Origin of the sequence: Aeromicrobium sp., assembly GCF_036676885.1 — a bacterium.
Taxonomy (GTDB): Bacteria; Actinomycetota; Actinomycetes; order Propionibacteriales; family Nocardioidaceae; genus Aeromicrobium.
Genome location: NZ_JAKFCB010000031.1, coordinates 1 through 14,812, shown reverse-complemented (window position 1 = coordinate 14,812; position 14,812 = coordinate 1). Strand labels below are relative to the sequence as shown.

At 68.5% G+C, this 14,812-nt stretch carries 19 protein-coding genes and 1 other RNA gene; 3 read left to right on the top strand and 17 right to left on the bottom strand.

The window, feature by feature from the left end:
- Positions 1-101: 101 nt before the first annotated feature.
- Both V6M46_RS01815 and V6M46_RS01810 read right to left on the bottom strand, forming a co-directional pair.
- Positions 102-392, bottom strand: a complete 291-nt coding sequence (locus V6M46_RS01815) for a 4a-hydroxytetrahydrobiopterin dehydratase (protein WP_332662016.1) — start codon at positions 390-392, stop codon at positions 102-104.
- Positions 393-449: 57 nt separating this feature from the next.
- Positions 450-935, bottom strand: a complete 486-nt coding sequence (locus tag V6M46_RS01810) for a COG4315 family predicted lipoprotein (RefSeq protein WP_332662015.1) — start codon at positions 933-935, stop codon at positions 450-452.
- Between the two features lie 127 nt (positions 936-1,062).
- On the opposite strand from V6M46_RS01810, the gene V6M46_RS01805 reads away from it, so the two are divergent.
- Positions 1,063-1,569 (top strand): sigma-70 family RNA polymerase sigma factor, encoded by a 507-nt coding sequence (locus tag V6M46_RS01805; protein ID WP_332662014.1) that lies wholly within the window; start codon positions 1,063-1,065, stop codon positions 1,567-1,569.
- Complete coding sequence (locus tag V6M46_RS01800) at positions 1,566-2,246, top strand: anti-sigma factor family protein (RefSeq protein ID WP_332662013.1); 681 nt, start codon at positions 1,566-1,568, stop codon at positions 2,244-2,246. Before V6M46_RS01805 ends, V6M46_RS01800 begins: the two co-directional genes overlap by 4 nt.
- A gap of 152 nt (positions 2,247-2,398) precedes the next feature.
- Here V6M46_RS01800 and V6M46_RS01795 read toward each other — a convergent pair whose 3' ends face one another.
- Positions 2,399-2,764, bottom strand: a complete 366-nt coding sequence (locus tag V6M46_RS01795; protein ID WP_332662012.1) for a MarR family winged helix-turn-helix transcriptional regulator — start codon at positions 2,762-2,764, stop codon at positions 2,399-2,401.
- A gap of 202 nt (positions 2,765-2,966) precedes the next feature.
- Here V6M46_RS01795 and V6M46_RS01790 point away from each other — a divergent pair, with 202 nt between their 5' ends.
- Positions 2,967-4,001, top strand: a complete 1,035-nt coding sequence (locus tag V6M46_RS01790) for a substrate-binding domain-containing protein (RefSeq protein ID WP_332662011.1) — start codon at positions 2,967-2,969, stop codon at positions 3,999-4,001.
- Between the two features lie 6 nt (positions 4,002-4,007).
- On the opposite strand, the gene V6M46_RS01785 is transcribed toward V6M46_RS01790, so the two are convergent.
- The 14 genes from V6M46_RS01785 to ssrA form a co-directional block, all read right to left on the bottom strand.
- Entirely contained in the window at positions 4,008-4,769 is a 762-nt protein-coding gene (locus V6M46_RS01785) for an urease accessory protein UreD (RefSeq protein ID WP_332662010.1), read from the bottom strand.
- Positions 4,744-5,478, bottom strand: coding sequence for an urease accessory protein UreG (ureG, locus tag V6M46_RS01780; protein ID WP_332662009.1), 735 nt, complete (start codon positions 5,476-5,478; stop codon positions 4,744-4,746). The genes V6M46_RS01785 and ureG overlap by 26 nt, the downstream gene beginning before the upstream one ends.
- 1 nt (position 5,479) lies before the next feature.
- Positions 5,480-6,148 carry an urease accessory protein UreF gene (locus V6M46_RS01775; protein WP_332662008.1) on the bottom strand — a complete coding sequence of 223 codons (669 nt, stop codon included), beginning with the start codon at positions 6,146-6,148 and terminating at the stop codon, positions 5,480-5,482.
- A gap of 2 nt (positions 6,149-6,150) precedes the next feature.
- A complete protein-coding gene (locus V6M46_RS01770; protein WP_332662007.1) occupies positions 6,151-7,854 on the bottom strand; it encodes an urease subunit alpha in 1,704 nt (567 codons plus the stop codon).
- A 1-nt stretch (position 7,855) separates the two neighbouring features.
- Positions 7,856-8,191, bottom strand: a complete 336-nt coding sequence (gene ureB, locus V6M46_RS01765) for an urease subunit beta (protein ID WP_332662006.1) — start codon at positions 8,189-8,191, stop codon at positions 7,856-7,858.
- A gap of 36 nt (positions 8,192-8,227) precedes the next feature.
- Positions 8,228-8,530, bottom strand: a complete 303-nt coding sequence (locus V6M46_RS01760) for an urease subunit gamma (protein ID WP_332662005.1) — start codon at positions 8,528-8,530, stop codon at positions 8,228-8,230.
- Position 8,531: 1 nt separating this feature from the next.
- Positions 8,532-9,212 (bottom strand): ATP-binding cassette domain-containing protein, encoded by a 681-nt coding sequence (locus V6M46_RS01755; protein WP_332662003.1) that lies wholly within the window; start codon positions 9,210-9,212, stop codon positions 8,532-8,534.
- Entirely contained in the window at positions 9,205-9,963 is a 759-nt protein-coding gene (urtD, locus tag V6M46_RS01750) for an urea ABC transporter ATP-binding protein UrtD (RefSeq protein WP_332662002.1), read from the bottom strand. Before urtD ends, V6M46_RS01755 begins: the two co-directional genes overlap by 8 nt.
- A complete protein-coding gene (urtC, locus tag V6M46_RS01745; protein WP_332662001.1) occupies positions 9,960-11,090 on the bottom strand; it encodes an urea ABC transporter permease subunit UrtC in 1,131 nt (376 codons plus the stop codon). Before urtC ends, urtD begins: the two co-directional genes overlap by 4 nt.
- Complete coding sequence (gene urtB, locus V6M46_RS01740) at positions 11,087-11,971, bottom strand: urea ABC transporter permease subunit UrtB (RefSeq protein ID WP_332662000.1); 885 nt, start codon at positions 11,969-11,971, stop codon at positions 11,087-11,089. Before urtB ends, urtC begins: the two co-directional genes overlap by 4 nt.
- A gap of 89 nt (positions 11,972-12,060) precedes the next feature.
- The gene (gene urtA, locus V6M46_RS01735; RefSeq protein WP_332661999.1) at positions 12,061-13,311 is read right to left on the bottom strand and encodes an urea ABC transporter substrate-binding protein; all 1,251 of its coding nucleotides are present in this window, start codon (positions 13,309-13,311) and stop codon (positions 12,061-12,063) included.
- Between the two features lie 156 nt (positions 13,312-13,467).
- Entirely contained in the window at positions 13,468-13,749 is a 282-nt protein-coding gene (locus V6M46_RS01730; protein WP_332661997.1) for a PDGLE domain-containing protein, read from the bottom strand.
- Positions 13,746-14,417, bottom strand: a complete 672-nt coding sequence (locus tag V6M46_RS01725) for an energy-coupling factor ABC transporter permease (protein ID WP_332661995.1) — start codon at positions 14,415-14,417, stop codon at positions 13,746-13,748. Before V6M46_RS01725 ends, V6M46_RS01730 begins: the two co-directional genes overlap by 4 nt.
- Before the next feature lie 273 nt (positions 14,418-14,690).
- Positions 14,691-14,812: a transfer-messenger RNA gene (ssrA, locus tag V6M46_RS01720) on the bottom strand; the annotation flags it as partial.

Here is a 14,812-nt window from a genome sequence, read left to right as displayed (position 1 = left end):
GTGTCCCGCTTCGTCGGCGACTGGACGATGTTGATCTGCACCCTCTGGTACGTCGTCCTGATCGCCGCGATCTGGTTCAAGTTCGGCGAGAACCTCTGGGCCTAGGCGACCGCGTCGGCGACCCGCTCGAGCACGTTGGCGAGCTGGACATCGCGACCGGTCACGCCGCCGACGTCGTGGCTGCTGAGCCGGATGTCGACGCGGTTGTAGACGTTCGTCCACTCCGGGTGGTGGTTCATCTCCTCGATCGGCCCCGCGGCGCGGTTCATGAAGTCCAGGGCCGCCCGGAAGTCCGCGAACTCGTACGTCCTCACGATCGCCTCGCCCTCCTGTGACCAGCCGGGCAGTGAGTCGAGGGCTTCTTCGATCTGGGCATCAGTGAACGTCGACATGCCCTCGACGATACGTCCGCATCCCAGCCGGTGCCCAGGCCGCCGAAGCGGTCCGCGTCAGTAGCCCCCGCCGCCGTCGGTGGTCGCGGTTTTCGTGATCTTCTCTCCGGCGGGCGAGACAACCCACCAGACGCCACCCTTGCCCTGGCCCTGCGTGTCCCCCACAGCGCCGTCGCCGGCGTACGTGTAGAGCGGCAGGCCCTCGAGCGTGACCTGCTTGGCGCCGTCGGTCCCGGCGATCGTGCCGACCTCGCCGGTCACCCCGTCGACCTTCGGCTGGTCGGCCGTCGACGTGATCGCCGGCCACTCCTCGGCGCACCCACCGGCGCACGAGCTCTTGCCGGATCCGGGTTCGTCCTGGTCGAAGACGTACGCGGTCATGCCGTTGCCGTCCACGACGATCGTGCCCAGCGAGCTCTCAGAAGTGCCGATGGCTGACCCTTTCGCGGGGACGTCGCCGGCGGAGTCATCCTCCCCGCACGCCGTCAGGGACAGAAGGGCCAGCGAGGTGCCGGCCATGGCGATTGTCAGCCTGCGATTCATCGCGATCAGCTCCTTCGATCTCGGGCATGACGCCCTGTTGTGAAGACGAGACCGCCCCACCAAGCGTTCAATGGTCGGAAGAACTGAACGAATCGGCCCTGCTCCCCGTTGTAGGGCTGGAGGACGAATGCCCGAGAACCAGGACGAGCTGCTGCGTGCGCTGCACGATGCGCACGCGCCTGCCCTCCTGCGCTACGTCACCCGGCTGACGTACGACCCGGCGCTGGCCCAGGACGTCGTGCAGGAGGCGTTGTTCCGGGCGTGGAAGCGGCCCGCGATCCTCGAGCAGGGCGATGCCGCGTCACGCGCCTGGCTCTTCACGGTGGCGCGCAACCTGGTGATCGACGATCGACGCAGTGCCCGCCACCTGCACGAGGTGACGAGTGACCGGATGCCCGAGACCTCGCGTGCAGACGGCACCGACGCGACGCTCGACCGGTGGCTGGTGTCCGACGCGCTGCGATCACTGTCGGACGAGCACCGGCACGCCGTGGTCAACGCGTACTACCTCGGCAGGTCCGCCGTCGAGATCGCCCGCGAGGAGGGCATACCCGAAGGCACCGTGCGGTCGCGTATGCACTACGCGCTCCGCGCCCTACGACTCGCCATGCAGGAAAGAGGTGTCACGCGATGAACGGCGATGAGTTCCACGACTGGGACGCGGCCTACGTCCTCGGCCTGCTCGGCCCCGACGACCGGCGAGCGTTCGAGGAGCACCTGACGACCTGCGCCGCCTGCTCGGCGGCCGTCGCCGAGCTCGCCGGGATGCCCGGCATCCTCGCGACCCTCAGCAAGGAGGAGGCGGTCGCGCTGCTCGAGCCCGAGCCCGTCGATGAGCCGGCGTCCGACGGCCTGGTCACCCGACTCGCGGTGGCCGCAGGGCGACGCCGTCGCCGCGTACGCCTCGCGATCGCCGGAGCCGGTGTCGCCGCGGCGCTCGGCCTGGGGATCGGTGGGTACGCCCTCGGCTCCGCCGACGACGCGTCGACGCCATCTGGACAGTTCGTCGCGATGAGCTCGACGCAGCCCGACATCATGACGGCCAGCCTGCGGGTCGAGCAGAAGGAGTGGGGCACGCGGCTGGAGTGGAACTGCAACTACCTCGCCACCGGCGGCTACGGTGCCAGCCGGGCGTACGAGCTCGTCATCACCGACACCTCCGGCCGCGAGACGATCGCCGCGTCGTGGGTGGCCACGAGCCCCAAGGCGGCGTCGCTCGCCACCTCCAGCGCCGTGCCGAAGGACGAGATCCGACGCGTCGAGATCCGGGTCGCCGGGTCGAAGCAGGCGCTCACGGAGACGGAGCTTTAGGCCTGCGCCAGAGCAGAGAGCTCCCCGACGAGTGACTCGGCGATCTCCAGATCTGTCGTGAGGTCGCGATCGGCCATCTCATCGGGAAGTGCGTCACACAGGTCGAGCACCCTGGACGGCCCGGTTCGCGGTCCCGCTGCCGAGCGGTCCGGTCAGACCCGTGCGGTCGCGATCTCAGCGTCGGACTCGACCTCGCGGAGCCGCCTCGCCATCTGCTCACCGCGGCCCGACAGTGCGACAACGGCGCGACGCCTGTCATCGGGGTCGATGCGACGAATGACCAGGGCGCGCTCGACGAGCCGGTCGACGTGGCGGGTGAGCGTCGCAGCCGGCAGCACCGCCGCTTCGGCGAGCTCGGTCATCCGCAGGCCGGGACGTTCGAGCAATGCAGCGAGCACCTGCCAGTGCTCGAACGTGATCTGCTCGGGGCCGAGAACGTGCTCGAGCTTGCGGCGGAGGACCTGCTCGGCCTGCTTGAGCTGCAGCGTCACGCTGGTGGCCGAGTCGACCTGCGCCATCCGAGTACCTCCCACTCAGTCAGTTGATCACGCGTGTGTTGCGTTTCCGTATCACGAAGGTGACTTTTTCCTGGCACCGCAACGATCTCCTCCATTGTGCCCCAGACTGGGCAGAACCACGGAGCAATCGAGCGGCGGAGGCACCCTGAACGTTCACCCGCTTCAGTCCCACCGTCGGCGCGAGTCGCTACCGGTGGCCTTCGTGGTCCCCCTCCAAGGCCCGACGGGCATTTACGGGCCGTCGTGCCTGGCCTGCGGGGAGCTGGCCGTCGAGCAGCTCAACGCCCGTGATGGCATCGCCGGGCGCGAGATCAAGCTGATCGTGGTCGACGCCGGACGTGATCCCGAGGTCGTCGCCGCGGAGGTCGCCGCGCTGGTCGACAGCGGCGCGGTCGAGGCAGTCGCGGGCTGGCACATCTCCGCTGTTCGTCAGGCCATCACGCGGCGCATCGGCGGCAAGGTCGTCTACGCGTACGCTGCGATGCACGAGGGACGGGACGACACCGCCGGCGTGTTCATGCTCGGTGAGCGACCGGCCAACCAGCTCCTGCCCGCTGCGCACTGGATGCGCGAACAGCTCGGCGTCGGTCGCTGGTCGATCGTGGGCAACGACTATGTCTTCCCGCGGGTCACCGGCACGACCACGCGCTTGGCGCTCCAGGACACCGCTTCGCAGATCGTCAGTGAGACGTACGTCCCCCTCGGCACGACGAACTTCTCGGACGTGCTCCAGGACCTGCGTCAGGACGATGTCGACGGCGTGATCATGCTGTTGATGGGCCAGGACGCCGTGCACTTCAACCGCCAGTTCGCCGGCCAGGGTCTCGCCGACCGACTCACCCGGCTGAGCCCGGCGATCGAGGAGAACACACTCCTCGGTGGCGGGGCCGGCGCCAACCGCAACCTGTACGCCGCTGCGGCGTACTTCGACAACATGGACACGGTCGAGAGCAACGAGCTCGCCATGGCCTATTACCAACGCCATGGCGCCTGGGCGCCGGCGCTCAACGCAGTCGGCGAATCGTGCTACGAGGCCATCTTGTTCCTCGCGTGGATCGGTCGCCGCTGCGGCGGCATCGGGATGGACGTCGTGTCGCCGATCGAGTCGGGCACGTTCTACGGCGGCCCGCGTGGCCTCGTGCGCCTCGACGGCAATCTGGTGAACCAGGATGTCTATCTCGCGGCCGCGGAGGACCTCGAGTTCGCGGTCCAGGAGCAGATCGCCTGGGCCACCTGACCGACCTCAGCCAGCTGCGCGTCGCGCAGCCGCCCAGGTCGCCGCCGGAGTGGCGCGGTGTGCGTCCATCGCGAGGTGACGGACCAGTGTGCCGTTGCCCTCGAGCTCGAGCCGAGTGCCGGTCCCGGTCTCCCCGTCGACCGGCAGCCGGTGGCCCAGCACCAGCACGGACGCGAGCACCCGCGCCCCGCCGAGCAGGAGGGGGCTCGACCCCGGGCCCACCTCCAGCTCCTCGTGCAGCAGGGGGACGTCGTTCGGCCCCAACACGCTGAGCTCCTGGCTCACGGACCCGGACCGCTCCAGGTGGCGCCCGAGCACCAAGGTCTCGCGCCACGCCATCGACGCCCCGACACCGAGCCGGATCACGGTGCTGCGGTGCACCCTCGACCCCTCTGCGACGACGAACGGCTCGCCTGCCCACACCAGCGTCGAAGCCGGAGCGAGCTCGATCGTGACATCCCACACGGCGGACCCGCCGTCCATCGCGTACGCCACGGTGCCGGCCGGCTCGACCAGCTCGAGCCGCGCTCCGGGGCCGACGCACACGTCGATCGCGATCGCGTCGCCGGCCAGCAGCAGGGCACCGTCCGGCATGAGGCACACCGTGGCACCCGCTTCGTCGCTCGCCATCAGCAGCGGGCGAATGCCGGGCCGGACTGATGGCGCGCCGGTGCTCAACGAGACCATCGCGCGGCCGCCTGTGGCCGGCCGACGGACCTCGACCCGCGTACGGCTCAGGGCCTCACGAGTGGGCGTGCTGGTGAGCATCATCGCCATCCTCGTGTGCGTGGACGATGCCGTCGGCGTGTGCGTGCGGGGCCATCGGTCCGGGGTCGGACGGCACGAGGACTCCGGCCCGGTGCTCCGCGAGCTGGCCCAGCACCCAGTCGGTCAACGCCACGACCGAGTCGCGGTCACCACGGGACAGCGCGATGACCGGACGCCCGTCACGTACGGCGGACGCGTCCGAGACCATCTCGACCGGGTCGACCCCGACATGTGGGGCAAGATCGGTCTTGTTGACGACCAGCAGGTCGGCACGCGTGATGCCGGGCCCGCCCTTGCGCGCGACGTCGCCCCCACCCGCGACGTCGATCAGGAACACCTGGGTGTCCACGAGGGCCGGGGAGAACGTCGCGGTGAGGTTGTCCCCGCCGGACTCGACCAGCACGAGGTCGAGCGGGGCGAAGTCCTCCTCCAGCTCCTCGACCGCCAGCAGGTTGGCCGTGATGTCGTCCCGGATGGCGGTGTGCGGACACGCACCGGTCTCGACGGCCCGGATCCGCTCGGGATCGAGCACGCCGGCGGAACGGAGGAAGCGGGCGTCCTCGTCGGTGTAGATGTCATTCGTCACGACCGCGATCCGCAGCAGGTCGGCGAGCTCTCCGCACAGGAGAGCGATGAGCGAGCTCTTGCCGGTCCCGACCGGTCCACAGACACCGATCCGCAAGGCGCGATCGGCAGGGGTGATGGGCATGTCAGGCACTGAACAACCTCCGGGTGGCAGTGGCGTGGGCCTCTGCCCACGCCTCGATCTGGGGAGCGCCGGACGCGGGGATCGAGCCGGGCAGGATCAGGGGCGCGACGTCGATGGCGAGCCGGTCGACCGCGGGCAGCGCGCCGAGCACCCACGCGGTCACCTCCGCCGGGTCGAGCGGCAACAGCTTGAGCGCCGCGGAGGCCACGGTCTGCACGTCGTCATAGCCGATCAAGCGCGCCAGCGCGACGGGGGCGAGCCCGCACGCATCGGCGACCGCCGCGAGCACCACAGCGCGCGACATCCCAGGGGCGAGACCCCGCACCGACGGATCGTCCGGCCACAGTCGCCGTACGACCCTCAGGAGGGCGCGCCCCATCGACCGCGACGTCGCCCGCAACGCGGCGCTGGGCGTGCGAGCCGCCCACGCCGTCTCGACGTCGACCATGGCGAGGCCCTGGCGCAGGTGGTGCAGGGCGACGACAGCCGTGGCAGCCTCGACACGGGTGACGGTGCTCAGCCGCAGGTCGATGTAAGCCGGCACGTCTGCGGGTCCCAGCCCATGCACGACCGCCGGCTCGAGACCCGCCGACTGGGTGTGCCCGGCCGTGGGCAGCCGGGCGTCCGCGAGAAGCATGAGGACGAGATCTGCCGGGAGAGTCAGGGTCATGGCTAGAACATCGAATAGAGCTGGGCCAGGGGCAGGGACGTCGCCGGCGCGGGCACGACGAGCTCGCCGTCGATGTGGATCGCGAACGTCTCGGGCTCGATCCGGATCTCGGGCAGTGCGTCGTTGTTGACCATCTGCGCCTTGCCGACGTCGCGGGTCGGCTTGACCCCGGCCAGCCGGCGACGCAGGCCGAGCCGATCGGCCAACCCGTCGTCGATCGCCGACGGCGCGACGAACGTGACCGACAGATCGGCCCCCGATCCCTCGGCAGGATCGATCAAGGTGGAACGCATGAGCTGCGGCTGGGGCGTCGGGATCGACGCGTTGGGGTCGCCGAGAGATCCCCACACCAGCGCACCACCCTTCATCACGATCTCGGGCCGGATGCCGAAGAACCGCGGTTCCCACAGAACGAGGTCCGCGAGCTTGCCCGGCTCGACCGAGCCGATCTCGTCGTCGAGGCCGTGCGCGATAGCCGGGTTCACGGTGTACTTCGCGACATACCGGCGTGCCCTGACGTTGTCTGCGCGCCCACCAAGGTGACCCAGGCGATTCTTCATGACATGCGCGACCTGCCACGTACGGGTCACGACCTCGCCGACGCGGCCCATCGCCTGGGCGTCGGACGACGTGATCGACAGGGCACCGAGGTCGTGCAGCACGTCCTCGGCAGCGATCGTGGTCGCCCGGATCCGAGACTCAGCGAACGCGAGGTCCTCAGGCACCCGAGGGTTGAGGTGGTGACACACCATGAGCATGTCGAGGTGCTCCGCGACGGTGTTGACGGTGTGCGGCAACGTCGGGTTCGTCGAGCCTGGGATGACGAACGGCAACGACGCGATCGACAGGATGTCGGGTGCGTGCCCACCACCTGCGCCCTCCGCGTGAAAGGCGTGGATCGACCGACCGCCGATGGCCGCAACGGTCGACTCGAGGTAGCCCGCCTCGTTGAGCGAGTCCGAGTGCAGTGCGACCTGCAGGCCGTGCTCGTCAGCCGCCTTGAGCGCGGCATCGATCGCGGCGGGCGTCGACCCCCAGTCCTCGTGCACCTTGTATCCGCCGGCGCCCGCCAGCGCCTGCTCGGCGAGGGCCGGCGCGGAGACCGTGTTGCCCTTGCCCATCAGCAGGAAGTTCAGCGGCAACGAGTCCAGCGCCCGGTGGACCGTCTGCAGGTGCCACGCACCCGGCGTGACGGTCGTGGCTTTGGAGCCCTCCGACGGACCCGTGCCGCCACCGCCGACCGTCGTCGTTCCGGTCGCCAGCGCTTCGACGAGCTGAGACCTCGACAGCAGATGGACGTGGATGTCGATCGCGCCGGCCGTGAGGATCCGACCCTCCCCCGAGATGACGTCCGTGGAGGGTCCGATCAGCAGCCGCGGATGGACACCGTCGGCGATGTCGGGGTTGCCGGCCCGCCCGAGCGCGACGATGCGGCCGTCGCGGATGCCGACGTCGGCACGCACGATGCCCCAGTGGTCGAGCACGATCGCGTTGGTGATGACGGTGTCGAGGGCGCCGTCGGCCCGCGACGCCATGCCTTGGGCCATCGACTCACGGATCGACTTGCCGCCGCCGAAGATCGCCTCCTCCCCGCCGAACGTGAAGTCCTGCTCCACCTCGATCCACAGGTCGGTGTCGCCGAGCCGCACCTGGTCTCCAACGGTCGGCCCGTACAGCGCGGCGTACTCCGAGCGAGTCAGCTCCATGTCAACCTCCCTCGACGGGGGTGGGCTTGACCTGGATGCCGGGCACGACGCGGCGACCGCCAAACGTCACGATGTCGACCTCCCGGGAGGCTCCCGGCTCGAAGCGGCGCGAGGTGCCCGACGGAATGTCGAGCCGGAACCCGCGGGCGGCCTCGCGGTCGAGGTCGAGCGCCGAGTTCACCTCGGCGAGGTGGATGTGGGAGCCGATCTGGACGGGCCGGTCGCCGGTGTTGACGATCACGATCGTGCGCCGCTGGTCCGGCGACCTGTCGACGTTGATGACGAGCGTTCCGTCCGCGACCTTGACGGCCCCGGGACCGCGCGACTGACTGGACACGGTCAACCCCCTAAGCACTCTGCTGGTTGTTCATCGCTATGCGATGGGTTGGTGGATGGTGACGAGCTTTCGCCCGTCGGGGAAAGTCGCCTCGACCTGCACCTCGGTCAGCATCTCTGCGACGTCAGGCATGACCTGGTCGCGAGCCAGGACCTCGCGGCCCGTCGTCATGAGGTCGGAAACGCTCGCCCCGTCGCGGGCCCGCTCGATGACCCACGTCGCGAGCACCGCGACGGCCTCCGGATGGTTGAGCCTGACTCCCCTGGCAAGGCGGTCGCGGGCGACCATCCCGGCCACGGACAGCAGAAGCTTCTCGACGTCGGATGGTGTCAGGTGCACCTCACACCGCCATCGCCGCGCGTACGTCGTCGATCGCGCCGGCGCCGCCAGTCCCGCTGGAGGTGACCCGCCCGGACTCCAGCACGTAGTAGCTCCCGGTCGCCCGCAGCGCGAATCCGACGTGCTGCTCCACGAGAAGCACCGAAAGGTCGCCGCGCTGCGTCAGGGCCGCGATGACGCCCTCGATCTCGGCCACGACGTTGGGTTGAATGCCCTCCGTGGGTTCGTCGAGGATCAGCATGCGGGGCTGCGTCAGGAGCGTGCGGGCGATCGCGAGCTGCTGCCGCTGGCCGCCAGACAGAAGTCCGGCTCGACGACCCAGAAGCGTGGTCAGCGCAGGGAACGTGTCCAGGACGCCGTCCACCTCGGACTTGACGGTCGTGATGAGCTGCAGGTTCTCCAGCGTCGTCATCTGCGGGAAGCACTGCTGGCCCTGCGGCACGTAGCCCAGGCCACGCTTGACGCGGCCGCTCGGACGCAGCTTGGTGACGTCCTCGCCGTCGAGCAGGACCGTGCCTTCCTTGACCGGCAGCAGCCCGACAGCGACACGCAGCAGTGTGGTCTTGCCCGCCCCGTTGTGGCCCATGATCGCGACGGCGCCAGAACTCGGCACCGTCACGCTGACGTCGTGCAGGACCCTGGTCCGCCCATATCCGGCGGAGACTCCGATGAGCTCAAGCATGCGCCGCTCCTTCCGCACTGCGGCCCAGATAGATCTCCTGGACCTGGTGATTGGCCTGGATCTCGGCCACGGTGCCCTCGGTCAGCACCTTGCCGGCATGCATCACTGTGACGATGTCGGCGAACGTCCGTACGAAGTCCATGTCGTGCTCGATCACGACGATCGTGCGGTCCGGACCGATCCGGCGCAGGAGCTCACCAGTCTCCTCGCGCTCCTCCGCACTCATGCCGGCCACGGTCTCGTCGAGGAACATGACCTTGGCGTCCTGCACCAGGAGCATGCCGATCTCGAGCCACTGCTTCTGACCGTGCGCGAGGACGCCGGCCGGCCGGTGCCGCAGATCGCTGAGGCCGATCGTCTCGAGCGCCTCCTCGACGTACGACGGCACCTTCCGGCGCGCCAGCACCATGCTCCAGGCGGTGCGGTGGACCCCGCCGGCGATGTCGAGGTTCTGCAGCACGCTGAGCTCCTCGAACACCGTCGCGGTCTGGAACGTGCGGCCGACTCCGGCGCGGACGACCTGGTGCGACTTGAGCGACAGCAGGTCCCGGCCCCGGTACTGAGCGTGGCCCGTGCCCTTGACGAGTCCGGTGAGCGCATCGACCAGCGTCGTCTTTCCCGCGCCGTTGGGACCGATGAGGAAGTGCAAGCGGCCCTGGCGCAGCGTCAGGTCCACACCGTCGACGGCCTTGAACCCGTCGAAGCTGACGCCAAGGCCCTTGACCTCGAGGTGATCGAGCTCGGTGGTCATGCCGCCTCACCAACCTTGGTTCGAGTCCTCTGCGTGCTGGCCAGGGCCCGCCAGGCCTTGGGGATCACCGAGGTGAGGCCGTTGGGGATGAACAAGATGACCACGATGAACAGACCGCCGAGGAAGTACGTCCACTGGTCAGGAAACGACTCCGAGAGCGACGTCCGGCCGTAGCCGACCGCCAGCGCCCCGATCGCTGGGCCGAGCAGCGAGGCCCGACCACCGAGCGCGACACCCGCGATCAACATGATCGAGGCCAGTGCGCTGACCTCCCGCGGGTTGATCAGCCCGGCCATCGGCACGAACATCGCCCCGCCGATGCTGGCCATGACCGCGGCGATCACGAACGCGACGACCTTGATGTTCGCGGGGTCGTAGCCCAGGAAGCGGACGCGTTCCTCCGCGTCGCGGGTCGCCACGAGCAGCTCGCCGAACCTGCTGCGGTACAGCTGGAACGTGACGAGCAGCATGACGACCAGGAGACCGGCCGCGATGAAGTAGATCATCTGTTTGTTGACCGGGTCGTACAGGTTGTAGCCGAAGAAGGTGCTGAGTGAGTTGAGGCCCGTCTGCCCGCCGGTGTACTTGATCTGAGAGACCAGGAGCGCGGCGAACGCGACCGTCAACGCCTGCGACAGGATCGCGAAGTACGCGCCCTTGATCCGCCGTTTGAACACCGCGAGGCCCAGCACGCCCGCCACGACGGCCGGGATGACGACGATCGCAAGGATCGTGAACGGGCCGCTGCGGAACGGCTCCCACCACGCCGGCAGCACGCCTGAGCCGAAGTTCATCATGAAGTCCGGCACGGCGTCGGGGCCGGCCGCCTCGAGCTTGAGGTGCATCCCCATCGCGTACGCCCCGATTCCGAAGAACAGGCCTTGGCCGAGGACCAGCATTCCGCCGCGACCCCAGGCAAGCCCGATGCCGACGGCTGCGATGGCGTAGCAGCAGTACTTCCCGAGGTTGTTCAGCCGGAACGAGCTGAGCGCGGCCGGTGCGATGACGAGCAGGAAGACCGCGAGGACAGCGATGCCGACCAGCGGCAGGTACGCCCTGAGCGGCGAGCGACGCGGGGCGCGCGGCGGCGCGGACACCTCGATGGGCTGGGTCATCGTGTCGGTCATGCGAGGCTCCTGGTTCGTACGGCGAAGAGGCCTTGTGGTCGCAGCTGGAGGAAGGCGACGACGATGAGGAAGGTCAGGACGACCGCCATGCTCCCGTCGGTCCAGTACGTCAGGAAGGCCCGCATGATGCCGAGGCCGAAGGCGGCGATCACGGCGCCCTTGATCTGGCCGATGCCGCCCGCGACGACGACGAGGAAGGCCCAGATGATGTATTCGGAGCCCATCGTCGACTCCGTCGCGGTGATCAGGGTGACGGCGACGCCGGCCACCCCGGCCAGGCCTGAGCCGATGAAGAACGTCAGCCGGTCGATCCTGCGGGTCGACACTCCCACGGTCTCGGCCAGATCGCGGTTCTGGACCGTGGCACGGATCTGGCGGCCGAAGCCGGTGTACTTCAGCAGCGCCGCCATCCCGGCCAGGCAGGCGATCGCGAGCACCAGGATGAACATCTGGCTGAGCGGGTAGCGGTAACCGAGGACGGGGATCTGCCCGTCGAGCCAGCCCGGCGCTTCCACGGCCTTGGCCTGGGCTCCGAAGAGATCCTTGGCGGCCTGCTGCAGCACGAGGCTCACCCCGAACGTCACGAGCAGCGTGTCGAGCGCCCGGTGATACATCCGCGAGATGACGAGCACCTCGAGCAGGAGCCCGAGCAGCCCGGCCACGCAGAACGCGATCGGGATGGCGAGGACCAGCGAGAAGTCGGCGTTCGTGACGAGCTTCTGCGTCAGGTACGCCGAGTAGGCGCCGGCCATCAGAAACTCGCCGTGGGCCATGTTGATGACACCCATCTGACCGAACGTGAGCGACAGCCCCAGCGCGATCAGGAGCAGGGCTGCGCCGTATGAGGCGCCGGTGAACGCCTGCGAGATGACTACATCCATAAGGGTCTGCCTTCCAGAGAGGTGGCCTGAGGGGCGCCCTGGGTCCCGCGCCCGCGAGGATGCGGGACCCAGGGGCTACCTGAACGCGATCACTCCTTCGAGGGATCCCACCAGTCGTACGTCTTCAGGAACGGGTCCGGCTCGATCGGCTCACCCGAGGACCAGATGGTCTTGATGAGCTTGTCCTTCTGGACCTCACCGATGAGCGCGGTCTTGGCGATGTGATGGTTCTCGCCGTTGATCGTGACCTTGCCCTCGGGGGCGTCGAAGCTGATCCCACCGGCCGCATCGATGACGTCGTCGACGTCGAACGTCTCGGCCTTCTCGACCATGGCCTTGTACAGCCACAGCGACGTGTAGGCCGCCTCCATCGGATCGGACGTCGGACGATCCTGGCCGAACTTGTCCTTGAACGCCTTGACGAAAGCAGAGTTCGTCTCGCCCTCGACGGTCTGGTAGTAGTTCCAGGACGTCATCTGGCCTGTCAGGTCCACCGGGATCGCGGCGGCCTCCTCCTCGGCGATCGACACCGAGACGATCGGGATCGACGAGGCGTCGAGCCCCTTCTCGTCGTACGCCTTCAAGAACGCGACGTTCGAGTCACCGTTGATGGTGTTGAAGACCACGTCGGGCTTGGTCGACACGATCTTGTCGACCGCGGTCCCCCATGCGCCCTGGTCGAGCGGCTGGTACTCCTCACCGACGACCTTGATGTCATTCGCCGCGGCGTACTGCTTGATGATCTTGTTGGCCGTCCGCGGGAACACGTAGTCCGAGCCCGCGAGGAAGATCGACTCGATCTTCTTCTCCTTCTTGAGGAAGTCGAGGGCCGGGATGATCTGCTGGTTGGTCGTGGCGCCCGTGTAGAAGATGTTGTGGTCGGCCTCGAGGCCCTCGTACTGCACGGGGTAGAACAAGATGTTGTTGAGGCTCTTGAACACCGGTCGCATGGCGACGCGAGACGACGAGGTCCACCCGCCGAACACTGCGGCGACGCAGTCGCTCTGGATCAGCTTGGTCGCCTTCTCCGCGAACACTGTCGGCTCGCTCGCGCCGTCCTCCTGGACCGGCTCGATCTTCTTGCCGAGGATGCCGCCCTCGGCGTTGATCTGCTCGGCCGCCAGGTTCAGGGCGTCCGAGACGGTGCTCTCGCTGATTGACATCGGGCCACTCATCGAATTGAGGAAGCCGAGCTTGACACTGTCCCCCGAGGTGTCGACACAGCCCTTGGCGGCGGACGACTCGCCGCCGTCGTCGGACTTGGAGCCACACCCCGTCAAGACGAGTGCCGCGGACAACGCCGCTGCGGTGCCGGCGACGAGCCTGGCGCGTGATTTCACCACTGGAATCCCTTTCGGTTGTTGCGCGTCCGGCGCATCGCTGCGCCGCCTGGTAGGAGCACGCTAGAAAGAGCAGATTTCCAATTACTTCCAGATGGGATTACTTTCGTGTTAATCGCCTGCCTCCCCCGCGACCCCGTGCGCGGTGCCACGAGATCAGGCACGGCGCCGGGTGACGGCACCCACGAGAGCGAAGCAGGCGAGGCAGCCGACGACGCCGGCCAACCCGCCCGAAAGCCGTGCGTCACGCAGCCCCGCGACCGCATAGCCGGCCAGTGGCGAGCCGCTCGTACGACCGGTCGACTCCGACGACAGGAACCCCGCGGCCTCGGCAACGTGCATCAGCCCGTCGGGATGCGGCGAGGCGTACTGGCTGAGCACGCCGGCAACGACGAGCGCGAGAGCGAAGGCCACGGCCGTGAATCGGCGCGCGGTCATGCGCCCACTGCCTCGAGACGCCGGCGAGCGGCACCGCGAACGAGGTCAGGGCGAACCGACACGACGGCGGCGACCACAAGCCCCGTGATGATCCCCTCCCCGACCCCGATCAGGGAGTGCCACTCCACCATCGAGACGAACAGGTCGCCGAAATCCACGTGAGCTCGCCCGCCGAGGGCGAACACGCCCGAGAAGGCGGCGGCCGCGACCGGCACCGACACGAGCCCACCGGCCGCGGCTGCCAGGGGCACGGCGGCCGGGGTACGCGGCAGGACTGCGAGCACGGCACGGAACGCGAACCAGCCGACCAGCGTGCCGACCAGCGCCATGAGCGTCACGTTGGCTCCGAGCGCGGCCACTCCCCCGTCCGCGAAGAACAGCGCCTGGACCACGAGCACTCCGGACACGCACACGACAGCAGCCGCCGGCCCGACGAGCACGGCTGCCACGGCGCCACCGAGCAGGTGTCCGCTGATGCCGTCTCCGATCGGGAAGTTGACCATCTGCGCGGCAAACACGAACGTCGCCACGAGTGCTGCCATCGGAACCCGCTCGTCGTCCCGGCTCTCAGCATCCAGCAGGCGCACCGCGTGGGTGACGCCGAAGAGTGCGACCGCCCCGGTCACCGCACAGGTGGGCGAGTCGAGAAATCCGTCGGGAACATGCATGTCGCGGCCTCCTTCGGCCAGTGCCGGTCCTTCCGGCGGGCCGATCGCACCGACGCTATGGCGACCCATTTGCCGCGAGAGTTCCGCGAGGTTAACAACTAGTTTCAGATGGAAGAGTTGGAGCTGCCGGGATCCCTTGTATGGCGGCGCCTGGTGGCGGCTTCGCCGCGGGGATGTCGCCGCGTTGATGGGGCCCGACTCGATTCACTCTGCTTGATTCACGAATGACAGAGCCCCGCTCGCCCAAAACCGGGGCGAGCGGGGCTCTGTCATTCGTGGAGCTGCCGGGAATCGAACCCGGGTCCTACGGCGCTGAGTCAGGGCTTCTCCGGGTGCAGTTCGTCTATCGCTTTTCTCGGCCCCGACGCTCGGACGAACGCGTCGCCGACGGGCCC